An 18,195-nucleotide genomic window follows, 5' to 3' on the forward strand; every position below is an offset into this window, starting at 1 on the left:
GGCGCCACGCGCCAGGCTCGACACCAAAGATTCAAGAAGCAAGACACATGCCACCGGCGTCTCGCGCCGGAACCCGCCCGCCTGCACCACAGCCATCTGCGAAAGCCGGAAAGGTCGTGCTGCACCGAAGGCATCGTGCCTATTTTTTGAACGCCTGTCCACAATCGCACCGGCGACATCCCAAGCCATCTTGAAGCTGTAGTGAATACGGCCTTAGGCTGACGGCATCCAGGAGATTGCCATGTTCAGATTCCTTACCCCGAAGTCGATCAAGCCGCCCTTTGCCCGCTACAGCCACGGCGTCGAAGTGCCGGCGGGCAAGCGGCTGGTGCTGTGTTCGGGCCAGGTCGCGATCACGGCGGACGACCAGATTCCCGAGGACGCCGGCGCACAGGCCGAACTCTGCTTCCGCAACATCGAGGCGATTCTCGCAGAGGCGGGACTGGGGCTCGGAGACATCGTTCGCATCAACGCCTATGTCACCGACCGCGCGCATCTGCGGCCCTATATGGATGTCCGCGACCGGCTGTTTTCGAGCCCGGCGCCGGCCTCGACGCTGATGATCGTTTCCGGCTTTGCCCGGCCCGAATTCAAAGTCGAAGTCGAAGCCATCGCGGCCGGGTGATCGACAGAACGCCTGTCCCGCGCTAGGTCTCATCGATCATCGAAGAGGCATGATATGACCGCAGCCAAAAGACGCGTCTGGTGGGGTGACTACCGGACCACCGAATACGCCTCGATCGATCCCGAGGCGACGATCGCCGTTCTGCCGGTGGCGGCTATCGAACAGCATGGGCCGCATCTGCCTGTCTCGACCGACACCTCGATCATGAACGGCATGCTCGACACGGTCATTTCGCGCCTGCCGGACGATCTCGACATCCGCATCCTGCCGGTCCAGGCGGTGGGCAAATCAAACGAACATCTGCATGCGCCGGGCACCCTCACTCTGCCGGCAACGACGCTGGTCGAAGCCTGGACCGAACTTGGCGTGTCGATCGCGCGCGCCGGCGTGCGCAAACTCATCGTCGTCAACTCGCATGGCGGCAATGAAGAGATCATGGGCATCATCACGCGCGAATTGCGCGTGCGCGAAAAGATGCTGGCGGTGAAGACGAGCTGGCAGCGCTTTGGCCGCCCGGCCGGCATGTACACCGACCTCGAGGACCGCCACGGCATCCATGGCGGCGATGTCGAGACCTCGCTGATGCTGCATTTCCGGCCGGACCTCGTCGACATGGGAAAGGCCGACAATTTCGTTTCCAACGTCGCCAGGGCCGAAAAGGAATTTTCGCTGCTGCGCCACACCGGCACCCACGCCTTTGCCTGGATCGCCAGTGATCTCAACCCCAATGGCGTGGTCGGCGACGCCGGCATCGCGACATCGGAAAAAGGTAGGCTGACGGCAGAACATCAGGCCGACGGTTTCATCAGCCTGGTCAGGGATGTGCGTAAGGCGAAGCTCGCCGACTGGCTGAAGTAACTAACCGTCTATATCAAGCTCGAACGGCGTGCCCTCAAACGCATCCGCCCCGCGCCCGATCGACTGGATCGCCTCGATCATGCGGCCATTGCGATCCAGCAGCGCGTCCGCCACGGCAATCAGCCGCGGATTGGGTGTCGCCGAAGGTGACAGCGCCCGCAACGTCCGGGCCAGTTCGGCCTCGTCGCGTTTTGGCGCCAATGCGGCGGCGATGATGTAGGCCGAGGCAGTCGAACGGCTGATGCCGGCATAGCAATGCACGACCATGGGCTTGGCCCGATCCCAGCGGCGCGCGAAATCGAGCACCTCGCGGACATGCTCCTCGCCAGGCATGGTCATGCCGTCCTGCGCCACCGCGATGTCGTGCATGACGAGATGCAGATGGTTTTCCCTCGCTATCGAGACCGGACGCGTCAACTCGGTTCCGACTGAGAGCAGCGACAGCATGCGATCGGCGCCGGTCCTGGCCACCGTTTCCTCGACCTTCGCCAGCGAGCAGACATGGATCATTGTTTTGAACCCTTTTTACGATCCTCGCGCCGCGTCGCCCAATCGGCAAGAGCCGATTCGAGCCGCTGCCACTCCTCCTCACTCCCCGGCAGGCCGGCCCGCAAGACAAACGGCCAGTCGTTGAAGTGGCGAAGCAGAATGCCCCTCTCGCCAAGCGCGGAAAACAGGCCGGCGGCATCCGGTAGGCCGAGATAACGGAACAATGTGGTGCCGCCCGCGACAGGCGCGCCGAAACGGCCGAACAATGCGTCCAGCCGAGCGGATGCCTCGGCAAGCGATGCCCGCATCGCGTCCTGCCAGCCAATATCGGCAATCGCGCGAATGCCGTATTCCAGCGCCGGGCCGGCGACCGCCCATGGCCCGAATTGCGTCTCCAGCCGGCCAACCGCTGCTACATCGGTAAGCGCGAAGCCAAGCCGTAGTCCGGCCAGCCCAAAGAACTTGCCGAACGAGCGCAGCACGACGAGCCCGCCTCGATTGACGTCGCCGGCGAGGCTGTGCTCGCGCGGGCCGACATCCATGAAGGCCTCGTCGACGACCAGCAGCCCGCCTCTGGCGCGCAGCCCGGCGGCCAGCGCCAGCAACCGGTCGCGCTCGATGACGCGCCCATCCGGGTTGTTCGGGTTGACGATGATGGCAAGGTCGGCCTGCGCCAGCTTGGCAAAATCGCTGACTTCGGTGACCTCATGCCCGGCGATCGCCGCTGCGCGCGCATGTTCGGCATAGGTCGGTCCCAGCACCAATGCCTTGCCGGGTCCGACCAGAGACGCCACGCGCGGCAGTAGGATCTGCGTGCCGGGCGCCGCGACCACATTGGCCGGCGATGGCGCGCCATAGGTGCTGGCGGCGATCTCCGTCAGCTCGCGCGCCCGCGCGGCTTCCGGCAATCGCCACAGCGAGGTGGCGGGCAGGTCGAAAAGCGGGTAGGAGTGCGGGTTGATACCGGTCGAAAGGTCGACGAAAGGCTGAGGGGCGTTGGGGAAAAGCGCCCTCGCCCGGCCAAGACTTCCACCATGGTCCACCGCTCCTTCAAGAAGCTTCATGTCAGTCCTGATCGCTTTCCTGTCACTGGCCGTCGAATTCGTCCTGGGTTACCCGGACTGGCTCTTCCGCGCCATCGGCCATCCGGTGACGTGGTTCGGCAGGCTGATATCCTTTCTCGACTTGAGGCTCAACCGCGCCACTGATCCCGACGCGTTGCGTCGCCAACGTGGCGTCCAGGCGCTGCTGGTCATCGTGCTGGTTCCGGCGGTGATCGGCCTCGGCGTGCAGCTTGTCCTGCTCTGGTTCGTTCCCCTGGGATTCTTCATCGCCGTCCTTCTGGCAACATCGTTTCTGTCGCAAAAGAGCCTCTACGAACATGTCGAGGCCGTGGCTGACGCGCTCGATTCGGGCGGCCTCGCCATGGGTCGTGTCGCCGTCTCGCGCATCGTCGGCCGCGATCCCGAAGCGCTCGACCGCGCCGCCGTCTGCCGCGCGGCGATCGAGAGCCTGGCTGAGAATTTTTCCGACGGCATCGTCGCGCCCGCCTTCTGGACCGGTCTCGGCGGGCTGGCCGGCGGCGCCGCCTACAAGGCCGCCAACACCGCCGATTCGATGATCGGCCACCGCACACCACGCCACGAGGCTTTCGGCTGGGCGGCGGCGCGCTTCGACGACTGGATCAATCTGCCGGCGTCGCGGCTGACGGCGCTGCTGATCGTGCTGGCGTCTTTCCTGGTCAAGGGTGCCGATCCCGCCAGCGCCTGGCAGGCGGTGTGGCGCGATGCGAAAAAGCACCGCTCACCCAATGCTGGCTGGCCGGAAGCGGCCATGGCGGGCGCGCTTGGCCTGGCGCTGGCCGGGCCGCGCAGCTATGGCGGCATCATGGTCGACGACGTCTTCATGGGCGAAGGCGGCCGCCGCGACGTGGACAGCGGCGACATCCGGCGGGCGCTGAAACTCTACCGCGTTGCCGACTATCTGCTGATCGCGCTGTTTGGACTGGTTTCGGTCGTCGTCATCCTGGCGTGACCTCACCCTCCCCCTTGTGGGGAGGGTCGGCGCGTAGCGCCGGGGTGGGGGTGCGGCGCCAAGGCCCCCACCCCGCTCCGCTTCGCGGATCGACCCTCCCCACAAGGGGGAGGGTAAAAGGCTCAAAACTCTATCCCCTGCTGCGCCTTCACGCCTGCTGAAAAGTGGTGCTTGGTCACGCCCATTTCGGTAACCAGGTCCGCCGCTTCGACCAACGCCGGCTTGGCGTTGCGGCCGGTGACGACGACATGCAGTCCCTCGCGGCGCGCCTTCAGCTCGGCAACCACCTTGTCGAGATCGAGATAATCGTAGCGTAGCGCGATGTTGAGTTCATCGAGCACGACAAGGCTGATCGAGGGATCGGCGATCAACTCCAGCGCCTTGGCCCAGGCGGCCTCGGCCGCAGCAATGTCTCGCTTCAGGTCCTGCGTCTCCCAGGTGAAGCCTTCGCCCATCGCGTGCCAGACGACACGGTCGCCGAAGGCGGAAAACGCATCCTTCTCGCCGGTGTGCCACTTGCCCTTGATGAACTGCACGACGCCGACGCGTTTGCCGTAGCCGAGCATCCGCAGCGCCAGGCCGAAGGCGGCCGTGGTCTTGCCCTTGCCCGGACCGGTGTTAACGATCAACAACCCCTTTTCGATCGTCTTGGCCGCCACCTCGGCATCCTGCACGGCCTTGCGCTTGGCCATCTTGGCGCGATGGCGCTCTTCGTCCTTATTGTCGATGTCGGTCATGTCACTTCACCTTGAGCGGCAGCCCCGCCACCATCAGCAGCACCGTGTTGGCGACCGCCGCGACCTGCTGGTTGAGCCGGCCGGCGTCGTCGCGAAAACGGCGCGCCAGGGCATTGTCGGGCACGATGCCTTGCCCGACTTCGTTGGAGACCACGAACCAGGGTCCGCGCGGCCGCGACAGCACATCCGCCAGCCGCCGGCACTCGGCGCCGATGTCGTGATCGGCGAGCATGTGATTGGTCAGCCACAGCGTCAGGCAGTCGACCAGTACCGGCTGGTTGTCGGGCAAGGCCTCGAGCGCGGCGGCAAGATCGAGCGGTGCGTCGACTGTCGTCCAGCCCTCGCCGCGCCGCGAGCGGTGCAGCGCGATGCGCTCGCGCATCTCGTCATCATAGGCCTGGGCTGTCGCGATATAGGTCCATGGCGCGGGCAAGGCCGTCGCCAGGGTTTCGGCATGCGCGCTCTTGCCGGAGCGCGCACCGCCGATGATGAAGGTCAGTTCGTTGCGATCAGGCAAAGCTGTCGCGCAGGCTGGTCGCGGTGCCGGTGAAGCGTCCGCGCACCACGCCGACGACGGCGCCGAGCACCAGCCAGAACACCAGATTGGTCAGCGTCACCGCCACCACGAACTGGTGATGCAGGCCTTCCGGGATCGGCGTCTCGAAGCTGTCGGGCTGCGGCGCGCCGACAATGTGCGGAGCAACGATCAGCGCCACGGCTAGGATGGCCAGAGGCAGCGACTTGCGGAACGCGATCAGGCCGAGCCCGATAGCGGTTGCAATCACGGTCGCCACCCACCAGATCTGGCGCTGCGTGAGGTCCGCCGCCGGCATGGCCGGCAGTTCCGGCGGCAGGCCGAGACCTGGCGCCAAAGTGAAGATGGCAAAGCCGGCCAGGCCCCAGAACACGCCCTGGCGCCAATTGCCGATGCCGCCGGCGAATTCCGACACCGCGACCAGGATCAGCGCGAAGCCGATGCCGGTGACGACATTGGACATCACGTTGAAGGCGAAGCGCTCGAAGCCGTCGGCCGGCGCCCAGCCCTCGTCTTCGGCCGGAGCGGCGGCTGCGGCCGAAGCCGGGGTGGCGGCGCTCATGGCGTTCGATGCCGCCGGTGCGGCGGAACTCATGGCGTTGCCGCTGGCAGCATTGGCCGGCGCCGCGGGCGCGGCGGCATGGTCATGGCTGTGGCCGCCTTCGGCCTGTTCGTAGACTTCCGCCTTGAGGATCAGCGGCACGGTGGCATAGGCCTGCATGCAGGCGAGGACGACGCCGGCCACAAGCCCTGCGATCGCCGCGATGAACACGACGTTGCGAAACAGATTCATGATGTCAGATCCTCGTCAGTGGCAGGGGAACGCCATCGAATGCCGGTTGTCATGACCGGCATTGTGGACCGCTTCGATATGCGAGAAGCCGACAAAGCCGATGATGAACGTGCCGAGCAGCGCGGCAAGCGCCAGCTGCATGAAGCGCGACTGCGAGGAGACGGAGGCGCCGAGGGAGACGGAAGCGGTATTCATATCTTGTCCTTTCACCCTCCACCCGAGGGCCTGTCAGTTTTGCCGTCGTCGGCAGGTCTCCTGGCTCGCGGATCAGCGCCCTTCCCCACCTTCCCGAAGACGAATCTTCAGTGGCATATGGAGAGGACTACCGCACACAGTTGCGGGGGCAGCCACGGCATTGGGCAAGAACTTCGCCCGCACCGCATTCCCTCTTGGCTCCAAAACGGAACCGACGACTGCATGACTATAGGGAAAATCGCGACACGCGGCAAACCAAATTCCGCCGACAACCAGCGCGATTGCGCCATGCCGTCTCCAGGCACGACAATTGACAATTCTCCTGGCCGGGTGTCGGCTGATCGCTTCACAGGAAGCCAGCCATGCAGCCCACTGCCAGCGAGCGCGCCCCTTACAATGGCCTGACCCGGGTCGAATCGACCCTGCCCTCGTCGGCCTATTGGGATGAAGCGGCTTACCAGCGCGACCTCGACGCCATCTGGTACAAAAACTGGCTGCTCGTCTGCCGCGAGGCCGATTTGGCAGAGCCGCTGGCCTTCCGCCGATTCCGCATCGGCACGCAGGACATCATCGTGCTGCGCGACGACACCGGCGAACTGCGTGCCTTCCACAACACCTGCCGGCATCGCGGCTCGCAGCTTTGCCAGGAGAGCGAAGGCCGGCTGAAGGCGCGGCTGATCACGTGCCCCTACCATGCCTGGTCCTATTCGCTGCGCGGCGACCTCGTACGCGTGCCTTCAAAATCGCTGCCGGACGGCTTCGACAAGGCCGACCATCCGCTCTATCGCGTCGCGCTCTCAGTGTGGCGCGGCTTCGTCTTCGTCAATCTGCAGGAGGATGCGGCGGGCTCCGCGCAGGCCTCCTTCGACCCGGCCTCCGGCGATCTCGGCAACTGGCCGCTGGAAACGCTGCTATCGGGCCATGTGCTGCGCAAGGTGATGCACTGCAACTGGAAGATTTTTTGGGAAAACTTCAACGAGTGCCTGCATTGTCCGGGCGTGCACAAGGACCTGTCGCGGCTGGTGCCGATCTATGGCCGCGGCCTGATGAGCCGGCACGACGATCCCGAATGGACACGCCACGCCGACAATGACGCGCCGGAATTTTCCGGCGGCCTGCGCGCCGGCGCCGAAACATGGTCGAGTGACGGCAAGACGCATGGGCCGGTCTTCTCAGGCCTGACACCAGCCGAACGCGCCGCCGGCCAGACCTACGCCACCAGCCTGCCGTCGATGTTCATCGTCGGTCATGTCGACTATGTCAGGACCGTGCGCCTGGTGCCGCTCGGTCCCGAACAGACGGAGCTTGTCGCGGAATGGCTGTTCGCGCCCGAGGCGCTGGCCGTGACCGACATCGACAACATCGTCGCCTTTGGCTCACATGTGCTGGAAGAGGACGCGGCGATCTGCGAGGTCAACCAGAGAGGCCTGCGCTCGATGCGCCACGCCGCCGGCGTACTGATGCCCGAGGAGTATGAGCTGCACCGCTTCCACAACTGGGTGCGCGAGCGCCACGCTGCACTTTCTGCCTGATCCTCACAGAGACTTCGGCAGATACCGCCAGGTGACAAAACCGCAAACCGCCGCCAGCAGGCCGAGCGTGACGAACACCGAACCCAGTCCGAAGAAGGCCAGCACCACCGAATAGACCAGCGGCGGCGTCAGTTCGGAAAAATCGAGATAGGTGCGGTAGACCGCCGCCATCTGCGCCCGCTCATAGGAGCGCACCGAACGCATGAAGGCGGTCGACCCCAGCGCATCGAGCGCGATGGTGAAGAACGCGCCGCACAGCAGGAAAGCGCCGGTGAGCAGCGGCACGGTTTCGCCGACCGTGCCTGCCGCCAGGAGCATCGCCGACATGGCGAAATAGGCAAATGTCATGGTACGCCGGCCGCCAAAGCGTTTTCCGGCCTTGCCCCAGAAGATCGCCATGAACAAGAGCGCGTTGCCGGCCGAGACCAGCAGGCCGCCGGCGAGCTTGCCCTCGCCGGTGATCACCATGAACAGCGGCCCGTAGACGAAGAACGTCGTCCAGAAGCACGAGCGGCCGAAGGCGATCAGCCAGGCGAGCCTCAATCTCGGCTGCGCGACGAAGCGGCCGATATTGGCCAGCGGATTGGCCGGCCGTGTCTTGCCGGGCCGGATCGACGGGTTGTCGCCCAGCCGATAGGTCCAGAACAGCGCCAACAGCGCCAGCGCGAACACCGCCACCGCACCGTGCGCGGCATAGATGCCGAAGCGCGTGTAGAGGAAGATGCCGAGTGTCGGCCCACCGGTCCAGGCCAGCATCGACCACGCCATGCGCAGCGATTCGGCCTGCATGAAATCGGTCTTGCGGATGTGGTCCATGATGTAGAGGTTGAGCGTGATCGAAAGCGCGCTGGCGCCCATCACCCGGCACAGCATGCCCGCCAGTTGTCCGGCCAGCGTGTGGGTGACGAAGAACAGAGAGCCGATGGCGAGCAGGCAGGCGCCTGCCGTGTAGACCCAGCGCCGGGCAAAGCGGCGGATCAGCATCGGCATGAACAAGGTCACCGACAGGCCGAGCAACGCCACGATGGTGTAGAGAATCGAGACGATCTGCTCATTGTGCAGGATCTCGTATGCCTGGATCGGGATCACGCTCGACACCGTGGCGCGGGCAAAGGATTCGACCGCGTAGAGCGAGGCGAAGGTACGCGCATCCGCGGCCCTGAGGGCCGGGAGCCAGATCGGATGGCGCACATGGGTGGACATTGCTTCCCCAAAGCAGAATCACCGGTCAAATCTGCCTTGGTCGTTCCCGGACGATTAAGAGGAAACCGACGCATACGCCGTGAAAAGCGAAGTCGGTCAAAGACTTCCCGGCGCTGGCCTAAAGCGACGCATGATCGGACGCCCTGGCTTCTTCTGTCCCGTCCAACCGTGATAGTCCTCAGGCGGGGCTGAATCAGATCGTGAGACCATGACCATCGATACGCCGACCGCACCCGTTCCGGAACCATCCAGGCGCATCGTCGCCATCGACATCGTGCGCGGCATCGCGCTGCTGGCCATGGCGAGCTACCATTTCACCTGGGACCTGGAATTCTTCGGCTACACCGATCCCGGCCTCACCGCCTTCGGCTGGTGGAAGATCTATGCGCGTTGCATCGCCTCGACCTTCCTGTTCCTGGTCGGCGTCAGCCTCTACCTCGCGCACGGCCGGCAAATCCGCTGGAACGGTTTCTGGAAACGTTTCGCCATGGTCGCCGGAGCGGCGATCGCCATTTCGGTGGTCACCCGCATCGCGACGCCAGACGGGTTCATCTTTTTCGGCATCCTGCACGAGATCGCGCTCGCCAGCCTGCTCGGCCTCGCCGTCCTTCGGCTGCCGGCCCTGCTGACGCTTGCCGTTGCAGCGCTCGTCATCGCCGCGCCCGTCTACCTGCGCTTCGAGGCGCTGGATCATCCCTGGCTGTGGTGGATCGGCCTATCGGCGATCAATCCGCGATCCAACGACTATGTGCCGCTGTTTCCATGGTTCGGCGCGGTGCTTGTCGGCATCGGGACAGCGAAACTCGCTTCCGCAGCCAGCCTGCGAGCCCGCCTGGCGAGCCTCATGCCCGGCCGCTGGGCCAATCCGCTGGTCTTCATCGGCCGCCACAGCCTCGCCTTCTACCTGATCCACCAGCCGCTGCTGATCGGCTGCGTCTGGCTGTTCTCGCAAGTCATGCCGGCCCAGGTCGAAAGCCTGCAGGTCAATTTCCTGAAAACCTGCCAGCGCTCATGCGAGCAGACGCGCAACGCGACCTTCTGCACGAGCTATTGCAGTTGCATGCTGACGACGCTGGAGGGCGAAGCCGCGCTTGATCGGCTCGAGAACAACGACCAGACTGCGGAATTCCGGGCGCATCTGGGCGACCTGGCCGCCAGTTGCACCGCCCAGACCGAGGAAAAGATGGACGAGGGAGGAACGCAATGACCGAAACCCAGCCGAAGCCGGGTGTGATACCGTGGCCGCCGGTGATCTACGTCGCGGCGATCGCCATCAGCGTCATTCTCGGCCTGCTCTATCCCCTGCCCTGGATCGGCGACCTCCTGGGCGACCTTCTGTTCGCCGCCGGCTGGGTGGCACTGTTCGGCGTCGCCGCACTCTGGTTCACCGCCATCCGCACCATGATCCGGGCCCGGACGACGCTCAACCCCAACGCGGTGCCTGATCACCTCGTCACCACAGGCCCTTTCGGCATCACCCGCAACCCGATGTATCTCGCCAACACGCTGCTTTTGATCGGCGTCGCTTTTGTCACAGGGATCGTCTGGTTCCTGCCGCTGGCGTTCATCGCCGCCTTCGTCACGCAGAAGGTCGCCATCGAACGTGAGGAAAAGGTGCTGGCGGCGAAGTTCGGCAAGAAATACCGGGATTACGCCAAGCGCGTGCGGCGCTGGATCTGAGCGGCGTTACGTATTGACGCCGAGTTCTACCAGCCGCTCGACGCAGGATTCCTCGGCCTGGTCGAGTTCGGCCAGCGTCTCCTCGAGATCGCGGCGTTTCTGCCTGAGATCCTCGCGCTTTTCCTCGATGCGCTTGATCATCAGCTTGAGCTGGCCGACCTCGCCCGGCGGCTCCTTGTACATCTGGATGATTTCGCGGATTTCGTTGATCGAGAAACCGAGCCGCTTGCCGCGCATGATCTGTCGGATGAGATGGCGGTCGGACGGGCGAAACAGCCGCGTGCGGCCGCGCCGCACCGGTTGCACAAGCCCCTCATCCTCATAGAAGCGCAGCGTCCGCGTCGACACGTCGAATTCGCGGGTCAGTTCGGTGATCGAATAATATTCCCGCATTGTCACTCCAAGTCGGAATCCCGGACGATCGCCCGGCGGCATCGCCTTCTGTCCCGAACCAAACCCTTGCCCGTCGGAATCGACGCGGCACCCCGCACGAGCGTCGCACGGCATTTACGTAAAAGTCAATTGAGGCTGCTACCTCACCCCGAACCACCAGCTTGCAAGGCCGAGGAAGGCGAAAAACCCGACGCAGTCGGTGACGGTGGTGACGAAAACCGCCGACGCCACGGCCGGATCGATCTTGAACCGGTCGAGCATGAGCGGGATCAGGATGCCGGCAAGGGCGGCCGCGAACATGTTGATGATCATGGCCGCGCCGATGATCCCGCCCAGATTGGGATCGCGAAACCAGAGGGCGGCGACGATGCCGATCAGAACGGCAAAGACAACGCCGTTGATGAAGCCCACACCCATTTCGCGGCGGATGATGCGGGCGGCATTGTAGATATCGAGGTCCTTCGTCGCCAGCGCCCGCACGGTGACGGTCATGGTTTGCGAGCCTGCATTGCCGCCCATGCCGGCCACGATCGGCATCAGCACGGCGAGCGCCACGATCCGCTCGATCGTGTGGTCGAACAGGCCGATCACCGATGCCGCCAGGAATGCCGTGACAAGGTTGACCAGCAGCCAGGGAACGCGCGAACGCGAGGTTGCGAACACCGTGTCGGAGAGTTCCTCGTCGCCGACGCCGCCCATGCGCAGCAGATCTTCCTCGGCTTCCTGCTGGATGACGTCGACGACATCATCGATGGTCAACACGCCGACCAGCCGGTCGTTCTCATCGACGACGGCGGCCGACAAGAGGTCGTACTGCTCGAATTCCCGCGCCGCCTCTTCCTGGTCCATGGTGGCCGGGATGGCGTGCCGCGTCTCATGCATGACATCCTCGACCTTCACCGCGCGCTTGGTGCGCAGGATCTGGTCGAGGTCGATGGCGCCGACGAGCTTGAAGGTCGGGTCGATGACGAAGATCTGGCTGAAACGGTCCGGAAGGTTCTTGTCCTCGCGCATGTAGTCGATCGTCTGGCCGATGGTCCAGAACGGCGGCACCGCGACGAACTCCGTCTGCATGCGCCGCCCGGCGGTCTCCTCCGGATAGTCGAGCGAGCGGCGCAGCCTGATCCGTTCGGTGAACGGCAGTTGCGACAGGATCTCGTCCTGGTCTTCCTTTTCGAGGTCTTCGAGAATGTAGACGGCGTCGTCGGAATCGAGTTCCTGCACCGCCTGCGCGATCTGCGCATTGGGCAGATGATCGACGATCTCCATGCGGATCGCCTCATCGACCTCGGTCAACGCGGAAAAGTCGAAATCGGCGCCCAGCAGCTCGACCAGCGCCCGCCGCTGTTCGGGATGCAGCGCCTCGATCAGGTCGCCCAGTTCCGACTGGTGCAGATGGTCGACTTCATGCTTGAGGGTGAGCGTATCGCGGTCGGCGATCGCAGCGCCGATCTGGGCGAGGAAGGACGAAAGGACCGCGCCGTCCTCGCCATAGATGTCGGCGTGGGCGTCATCAGCCGCCTTGGCGGAGATCGTCTGCTTGTCCTCCACCAGCGCCTCCCGCCATCCCGGAAAAATTCTGTCTCAGGTCTAGAGCATCGGACCTTAAAGCGGAAACCGGTTTCGCGGAAATCCGATGCCTCCCGCCCGAAGACGCGATTCTATCTGGGAACTTATCGCCCTAAGGCACGGAATATCAAACGAAACGCTGGCTCCGCGCCACCCGGTACGCGTATCACGGATGCCTGACCTGGCAATGCCTGTCCCATCAAGAACCGGCGAATTCCGGCTTCAGACGGCGCGACAGCCGATGTCGCTGGGGAAAGAGCACCCCGGCGTGATTGGGTCAGAATTGTCATGATACGGGTCCAGGCCTGAAGCCTGGCCTCGGAGTGCGGCACGATCAGCCCAGGACAAAAACGGCCCTTGAACAGCAAGCCCGGGAAAACGAGCAAGGCAATTGGCGACCGGCGGATGCGCATTGTCGTCGCCGAGCGCAATCCATTCGTCATATCGGCGCTGCGCGAAATGCTCGAATGCGACGGCCGCTTCGAATTGCTGGGCAGTGTGCACAGCGGCAAGCAATTCCTCGATCTTGCTGCCAAGGGCGGGTTCGACGTCGCAATCATCGGCTGGAAGCTCGCCGACATGGACGGCGCGGATGTGCTGGCCGAGGTCCAGAGCCGCAAGCTCGACGTGCGCATCACTGTCTTTTCCAACGACCACGACATCGGCATCCTGAAGCAATGCGTGCGGCTCGGCGCCCAGGGCTACTGTTTCCAGTTCGACGATCCGGCAATCATCTTTGATACGATCCTGGCGGTCGCGCACGGCCGTATCTGCATTCCCTATATCGACATCAACAAGGTCAACGACACGCCGCTGGCGCAGCTCACGGTGCGCGAGCGCGAGCTGCTGGCGGTGCTTTCAGACGGCTGGACCAATCTGCAGATCGCCACGCGGACCGGCATTTCCGAGAATACGGTGAAGTACCACCTGAAGAATCTCTACGACAAGCTCGACGTCCGCAACCGGGCGATGGCTGTCGCGCTCTATGCGCGCGAAAGGCGCACCCAGAAGCAGCCTTTCGGGTAGGCCAACCGGGTAGTCCCGCCCCACCCGCGCGCGGCGAGATCTTACCCGCCAAGGTGTTGCTGGCTTTAGCCGTCGAAACGAAACTCCCCCCACCGCTTTGCTGGATCAGGAGGAGTTCGCATCATGGCCGGTTTCACCCATCTTTTCATTCCCGGGCCGACCAACATTCCCGAGCAGGTTCGGCAGGCGATGAACCTGCCGATGGAGGACATGCGCGCCGCGTCCTTCCCGGATCTCACCTTGCCGCTGTTCGAGGACATCAAACGCGTCTTCAAGAACGAGACCGGCCGCGTCTTCATCTACCCGTCCTCGGGCACCGGCGCCTGGGAAGCGGCGATGACCAATGTGCTCAGCCCCGGCGACCGCGTGCTGATGTCGCGCTTCGGCCAGTTCTCGCATCTGTGGGTCGACATGGCCGAACGCCTCGGCCTCGAGGTCGATGTCATCGACTGCGAATGGGGCACCGGCGTGCCACTCGAGCTCTATGCCGAGCGGCTTAAGGCGGACAAGGCGCACCGCATCAAGGCCGTGTTCTGCACGCAGAACGAGACGGCGACAGGCGTGACCAGCGATGTCGCCGGCTGCCGCGCCGCGCTCGACGATGCCAACCACCCTGCCCTGCTCTTCGTCGACGGCGTGTCGTCGATCGGCTCGATCGATTTCCGCCAGGAGGAATGGGGCGTCGACTGCGCCGTCAGCGGATCGCAGAAGGGCTTCATGCTGCCCGCCGGCCTCGGCTTCCTCTCCGTCAGCAAGAAGGCGCTCGTGGCTTCGCGGACCTCCACCCACCGGCGCTGCTTCTTCTCCTTCGAGGACATGATCCGCGCCAACGATGCCGGCTATTTTCCTTATACGCCGGCGACGCAGCTGTTGCGCGGCCTGCGCGCCTCGCTCGACCTGATCGCGGAGGAAGGGCTGGACAACATCTTCGCCCGCCACCATCGCCTGGCCGAAGGCGTGCGCAAGGCGGTCGATGCCTGGGGCCTGAAGCTCTGTGCGAAAGCGCCGAAATGGCATTCCGATACGGTCAGCGCCATTCTGGTGCCGGAAGGCATCGACAGTGGCGACATCGTCAAGCGCGCCTACCGCACCTACCAGACCTCGCTGGGCGGCGGCCTCAACAAGGTGATGGGCAAGGTCTTCCGCATCGGCCATCTCGGCTGGCTGAACGAGGTGATGGTGCTCTCCTCGCTGTCGGCGGCCGAAATGGCGCTGCTCGATTGCGGCGTGCGGCTGTCGCCGGGTTCCGGCGTCGGCGCCGCCATCCAGCATTTCCGCGCCTCGGCCGCCGTGCCGGTCGCCGAAGCCGCTTGAGGGAGCGCACGATGAGCCACACCATCAACCATTTGAAGAAATTGCGGCTGCAGCGCAGCGAGCTGGCGGTTCCCGGCTCCAGCCCGGAGATGATCGAAAAGGCGGCCAACAGCGCCGCCGACTTCATCTTCCTCGACATCGAGGACGCGGTCGCGCCACCCGACAAGGAACGCGCCCGCAAGAACATCATCCAGGCGCTGAACGACATCGACTGGCGCGCCAAGGGCAAGACCGTCTCGGTGCGCATCAATGGGTTGGACACCCACTACATGTACCGCGACGTGGTCGACGTCATGGAACAGGCCGGCGACCGGCTCGACACCATCCTGGTTCCGAAGGTCGGCGTGCCGGCCGACCTCTACATGGTCGAGGCCATGGTCAACCAGATCGAGATGGCCAAGGGTTACAAGACCCGCGTCGGCTTGGAAGCGCTGATCGAGACAGCGCTCGGCATGGCCAATGTCGAGGCGATCGCCGCCACGCCAGGCCGGCTGGAGGCCATGCATTTCGGTGTCGCCGACTATGCAGCGAGTTGCAAGGCGCGCACCGTCAACATTGGTGGCCTCAACCCCGACTATCCCGGCGACCAGTGGCATTTCGCCCTGTCGCGCATGACGGTTGCCTGCCGCGCCTATGGCCTGCGCGCCATTGACGGCCCGTTCGGTGATTTCTCCGATCCGGAAGGTTATATCGCCGGCGCCAGGCGCGCCGCGGCGCTTGGCATCGAAGGCAAATGGGCGATCCACCCCTCGCAGATCGCGCTCGCCAACGACGTCTTCTCGCCGCCCGAAAAAGAGGTCACGCGCGCCAGGCGGATTCTCGAAGTACTCAGGGAAGCCGAGGCTCAGGGCAAGGGCGCCGCCGCCCTCGACGGCAAGATGATCGACGCCGCGTCGGAACGCATGGCGCGCAATGTTCTGGTGGTCAACGAAGCCATCGAACGCGCCGGCCAAACCGCCACGCATTGACTGTTCAGGGAGGACAACAATGGACATCCACGAATATCAGGCCAAGGAACTGCTTGCCCGCCACGGCGTGCATGTGCCGCGCGGCGGGCTGGCCTACAGCCCCGAACAGGCGACCTACCGGGCGCGCGAGATCGGCGGCAGCAAATGGGTCCTGAAGGCGCAGGTTCATTCCGGCGCCCGCGGCAAGGCCGGCGGCATCAAGCTCTGCGCCAATGACGAGGAAATCTCCAACGCCGCCGAAGCCATGCTCGGCCGCAAGCTGGTGACCCAGCAGACCGGCCCGCGCGGCAAGCTGATCTCCAGGCTCTACCTTGAGGAAGCCGTTGACATCGCCCAGGAGCTCTATGTCGGCTTCGTGCTCGACCGCAAGGAAGAGCGCGTCATGATCGTGGCTTCGGCTGCCGGCGGCATGGAGATCGAGGACATCGTCGAGAAAGAACCCAATTCCATCCTGCGCACATCGGTCGATCCCGGCGTCGGCATGCAGCGTTTTCAGGCGCGCGAGATCGCCTTCGGGCTCGGCCTCGACCACAACCTGATCGGCAAGGCCACCGAAACCATCTTCAGCTGCTACCAGGTGTTCCGCGACTACGACGCCTCGATGCTGGAGATCAACCCGCTGGTGGTGACGCGCGACGGCAATCTGATCGCGCTCGACGCAAAAATGTCGTTCGACGAGAACGCGCTGTTCCGGCGGCCGGAAATCTCCGAACTGCGCGACAAGAGCCAGGAAGACCCGCGCGAAACCTTCGCCAGCGACCGCGGCCTCTCCTATGTCGGCCTCGACGGCAATATTGGCTGCATCATCAATGGCGCGGGTCTCGCCATGGCGACCATGGACATGATCAAGATCGCCGGCGGCGAGCCGGCCAACTTCCTCGACATCGGCGGCGGCGCCTCGCCCGAGCGGGTGGCGAAATCCTTCCGCGCCGTGCTCGGCGACAAGAATGTCGAGACCATCCTTGTCAACATCTTCGCCGGCATCAACCGCTGCGACTGGGTCGCCGAAGGCGTGATCAAGGCGATACGCGAAGTCGGCGTCAACGTACCGCTGGTGGTGCGCCTATCCGGCACCAAGGCCGAGGAAGGCCGCCGCATCCTGGCCGATTCCGGCGAGGCGGTGATCGTTGCCGACACGCTGGCCGAAGCCGCCGAAAAAGCCGTCGCCGCCTGGCGCGCGGCCGCCAAGAAGAAAAAAGCAGCCTAGAGCCTGATAATTTCAGGTCGAATCGACCTGAAATCTGAATCCGTCTCTAAAATCAAACAGATAGAGCATGATGTCGTCCGAAAACCGCTTCACACTTTTCGGCATGATGCTCTAGGGAGGTCGAAAAAATGGCAATTCTGCTCAACCGCAGCACCCGGGTCATCGTCCAGGGTTTCACCGGCAAGATTGGCAGCTTTCACGCCGAGGACATGAAACGCTACGGCACCAAGCTGGTCGGCGGCGTCACGCCCGGCAAGGGCGGCCAGAAGCATCTCGGCCTGCCCGTCTTCAACACGGTCAAGGGCGCGGTGCGCGAGACCCGCGCCGAGGCGAGCATCGTCTTCGTGCCGCCGCCCTTTGCCGCCGATTCGATCATGGAAGCGGCGGATGCCGGCATAAAACTCTGTGTCTGCATCACCGACGGCATCCCCTCGCAGGRCATGATGCAGGTCAAACGCTACATGCTGCGCTACCGCTACGAAGACCGCATGCGGCTGATCGGCCCGAACTGTGCCGGCATGATCACGCCGGGACAGGCGCTGATGGGCATCATGCCGGGCAGCATCTACCTGCCCGGCCGCGTCGGCATTGTCGGCCGCTCCGGCACGCTCGGCTACGAGGCGGCCTCGCAGATGAAGGCGCTCGGCATCGGTGTGTCGACCAGCGTCGGCATCGGCGGCGACCCGATCAACGGCTCCTCGTTCAAGGACATGCTGAAACTGTTCGAGCAGGACGACGAGACCGACGCCGTGGTGATGATCGGCGAGATCGGCGGACCGCAGGAGGCCGAAGCCGCGATCTGGGCGCGCGACAACATGCGCAAGCCGCTGATCGCCTACATCGCCGGCCTCTCCGCCCCGAAAGGCCGCCGCATGGGCCACGCCGGCGCCATCATCTCGGCCTTCGGCGAGTCGGCGCAGGAGAAGGTCGAGATCCTGAAGGAGGCAGGCGTCATCATCGTGCCGACGCCGTCGTCCTTTGGCGAGGTGGTGGCCGATACGCTGGCGCGGATGAAGAAGGCGGCGTGACGGCAGACC

The 18,195-nt window shown here is 64.4% G+C and carries 20 protein-coding genes and 1 riboswitch; of the genes, 11 read left to right on the plus strand and 9 right to left on the minus strand.

Annotation, left to right across the window (positions count from 1 at the left end; genetic code table 11):
- Positions 1 to 241: 241 nt before the first annotated feature.
- Both AC1DPX_RS09820 and AC1DPX_RS09825 read left to right on the plus strand, forming a co-directional pair.
- A complete protein-coding gene (locus AC1DPX_RS09820; protein WP_183460504.1) occupies positions 242 to 625 on the plus strand; it encodes a RidA family protein in 384 nt (127 codons plus the stop codon).
- Between the two features lie 54 nt (positions 626 to 679).
- Entirely contained in the window at positions 680 to 1,483 is an 804-nt protein-coding gene (locus tag AC1DPX_RS09825; protein WP_477236201.1) for a creatininase family protein, read from the plus strand.
- On the opposite strand, the gene AC1DPX_RS09830 is transcribed toward AC1DPX_RS09825, so the two are convergent.
- A complete protein-coding gene (locus AC1DPX_RS09830; RefSeq protein ID WP_477236203.1) occupies positions 1,484 to 1,993 on the minus strand; it encodes a tyrosine phosphatase family protein in 510 nt (169 codons plus the stop codon). It lies immediately after the preceding gene.
- The gene (gene cobD, locus AC1DPX_RS09835) at positions 1,990 to 3,036 is read right to left on the minus strand and encodes a threonine-phosphate decarboxylase CobD (protein ID WP_477236205.1); all 1,047 of its coding nucleotides are present in this window, start codon (positions 3,034 to 3,036) and stop codon (positions 1,990 to 1,992) included. The genes AC1DPX_RS09830 and cobD overlap by 4 nt, the downstream gene beginning before the upstream one ends.
- Here cobD and cbiB point away from each other — a divergent pair.
- On the plus strand, positions 3,035 to 4,006 hold the full coding sequence (cbiB, locus tag AC1DPX_RS09840) for an adenosylcobinamide-phosphate synthase CbiB (protein WP_477236207.1): 972 nt from the start codon (positions 3,035 to 3,037) through the stop codon (positions 4,004 to 4,006). The two genes, cobD and cbiB, sit on opposite strands and share 2 nt — an antisense overlap.
- Positions 4,007 to 4,128: 122 nt before the next feature.
- On the opposite strand, the gene cobO is transcribed toward cbiB, so the two are convergent.
- From cobO to AC1DPX_RS09860, 4 genes are read right to left on the minus strand one after another with little or no spacing between them, the layout of a single operon-like run.
- Positions 4,129 to 4,743, minus strand: coding sequence for a cob(I)yrinic acid a,c-diamide adenosyltransferase (cobO, locus tag AC1DPX_RS09845; protein ID WP_477236209.1), 615 nt, complete (start codon positions 4,741 to 4,743; stop codon positions 4,129 to 4,131).
- A gap of 1 nt (position 4,744) precedes the next feature.
- Positions 4,745 to 5,260 carry a bifunctional adenosylcobinamide kinase/adenosylcobinamide-phosphate guanylyltransferase gene (gene cobU, locus AC1DPX_RS09850; protein ID WP_477236211.1) on the minus strand — a complete coding sequence of 172 codons (516 nt, stop codon included), beginning with the start codon at positions 5,258 to 5,260 and terminating at the stop codon, positions 4,745 to 4,747.
- On the minus strand, positions 5,253 to 6,071 hold the full coding sequence (locus tag AC1DPX_RS09855; protein ID WP_477236213.1) for a CbtA family protein: 819 nt from the start codon (positions 6,069 to 6,071) through the stop codon (positions 5,253 to 5,255). The genes cobU and AC1DPX_RS09855 overlap by 8 nt, the downstream gene beginning before the upstream one ends.
- Before the next feature lie 15 nt (positions 6,072 to 6,086).
- The gene (locus AC1DPX_RS09860) at positions 6,087 to 6,266 is read right to left on the minus strand and encodes a CbtB domain-containing protein (protein WP_027046966.1); all 180 of its coding nucleotides are present in this window, start codon (positions 6,264 to 6,266) and stop codon (positions 6,087 to 6,089) included.
- Between the two features lie 33 nt (positions 6,267 to 6,299).
- Positions 6,300 to 6,497: riboswitch (cobalamin riboswitch) on the minus strand.
- A gap of 131 nt (positions 6,498 to 6,628) precedes the next feature.
- Between AC1DPX_RS09860 and AC1DPX_RS09865 the strand changes: the two genes are divergently transcribed.
- A complete protein-coding gene (locus tag AC1DPX_RS09865) occupies positions 6,629 to 7,798 on the plus strand; it encodes an aromatic ring-hydroxylating oxygenase subunit alpha (RefSeq protein WP_477236215.1) in 1,170 nt (389 codons plus the stop codon).
- A 3-nt stretch (positions 7,799 to 7,801) separates the two neighbouring features.
- Here the strand turns inward: AC1DPX_RS09865 and AC1DPX_RS09870 are convergent, their stop codons facing one another.
- Positions 7,802 to 9,001 carry an MFS transporter gene (locus AC1DPX_RS09870; protein ID WP_019858762.1) on the minus strand — a complete coding sequence of 400 codons (1,200 nt, stop codon included), beginning with the start codon at positions 8,999 to 9,001 and terminating at the stop codon, positions 7,802 to 7,804.
- Positions 9,002 to 9,209: 208 nt separating this feature from the next.
- Between AC1DPX_RS09870 and AC1DPX_RS09875 the strand changes: the two genes are divergently transcribed.
- Both AC1DPX_RS09875 and AC1DPX_RS09880 read left to right on the plus strand, forming a co-directional pair.
- Positions 9,210 to 10,208 (plus strand): heparan-alpha-glucosaminide N-acetyltransferase, encoded by a 999-nt coding sequence (locus AC1DPX_RS09875; protein WP_477236217.1) that lies wholly within the window; start codon positions 9,210 to 9,212, stop codon positions 10,206 to 10,208.
- The gene (locus AC1DPX_RS09880; protein WP_477236219.1) at positions 10,205 to 10,681 is read left to right on the plus strand and encodes a methyltransferase family protein; all 477 of its coding nucleotides are present in this window, start codon (positions 10,205 to 10,207) and stop codon (positions 10,679 to 10,681) included. Before AC1DPX_RS09875 ends, AC1DPX_RS09880 begins: the two co-directional genes overlap by 4 nt.
- A gap of 6 nt (positions 10,682 to 10,687) precedes the next feature.
- On the opposite strand, the gene AC1DPX_RS09885 is transcribed toward AC1DPX_RS09880, so the two are convergent.
- Together AC1DPX_RS09885 and mgtE are read right to left on the minus strand one after the other, a co-directional pair.
- A complete protein-coding gene (locus tag AC1DPX_RS09885) occupies positions 10,688 to 11,074 on the minus strand; it encodes a MerR family transcriptional regulator (RefSeq protein ID WP_006203215.1) in 387 nt (128 codons plus the stop codon).
- 138 nt (positions 11,075 to 11,212) lie between these two features.
- Positions 11,213 to 12,625, minus strand: coding sequence for a magnesium transporter (gene mgtE / locus AC1DPX_RS09890; RefSeq protein ID WP_477236220.1), 1,413 nt, complete (start codon positions 12,623 to 12,625; stop codon positions 11,213 to 11,215).
- Between the two features lie 423 nt (positions 12,626 to 13,048).
- Between mgtE and AC1DPX_RS09895 the strand changes: the two genes are divergently transcribed.
- The 5 genes from AC1DPX_RS09895 to sucD all read left to right on the plus strand — a co-directional run bounded on the left by AC1DPX_RS09895 (position 13,049) and on the right by sucD (position 18,186).
- Positions 13,049 to 13,669 (plus strand): response regulator transcription factor, encoded by a 621-nt coding sequence (locus tag AC1DPX_RS09895; protein WP_202359208.1) that lies wholly within the window; start codon positions 13,049 to 13,051, stop codon positions 13,667 to 13,669.
- Between the two features lie 123 nt (positions 13,670 to 13,792).
- Positions 13,793 to 14,983, plus strand: coding sequence for an aminotransferase class V-fold PLP-dependent enzyme (locus tag AC1DPX_RS09900; protein ID WP_477236222.1), 1,191 nt, complete (start codon positions 13,793 to 13,795; stop codon positions 14,981 to 14,983).
- Positions 14,984 to 14,994: 11 nt separating this feature from the next.
- Complete coding sequence (locus AC1DPX_RS09905) at positions 14,995 to 15,951, plus strand: HpcH/HpaI aldolase/citrate lyase family protein (protein ID WP_477236224.1); 957 nt, start codon at positions 14,995 to 14,997, stop codon at positions 15,949 to 15,951.
- Positions 15,952 to 15,970: 19 nt separating this feature from the next.
- Entirely contained in the window at positions 15,971 to 17,158 is a 1,188-nt protein-coding gene (locus AC1DPX_RS09910; RefSeq protein ID WP_095204071.1) for a malate--CoA ligase subunit beta, read from the plus strand.
- A gap of 128 nt (positions 17,159 to 17,286) precedes the next feature.
- Positions 17,287 to 18,186 (plus strand): succinate--CoA ligase subunit alpha, encoded by a 900-nt coding sequence (gene sucD / locus AC1DPX_RS09915; RefSeq protein WP_477236226.1) that lies wholly within the window; start codon positions 17,287 to 17,289, stop codon positions 18,184 to 18,186.
- Positions 18,187 to 18,195: the final 9 nt, after the last annotated feature.

The organism is Mesorhizobium sp. 01N446, from assembly GCF_056399285.1.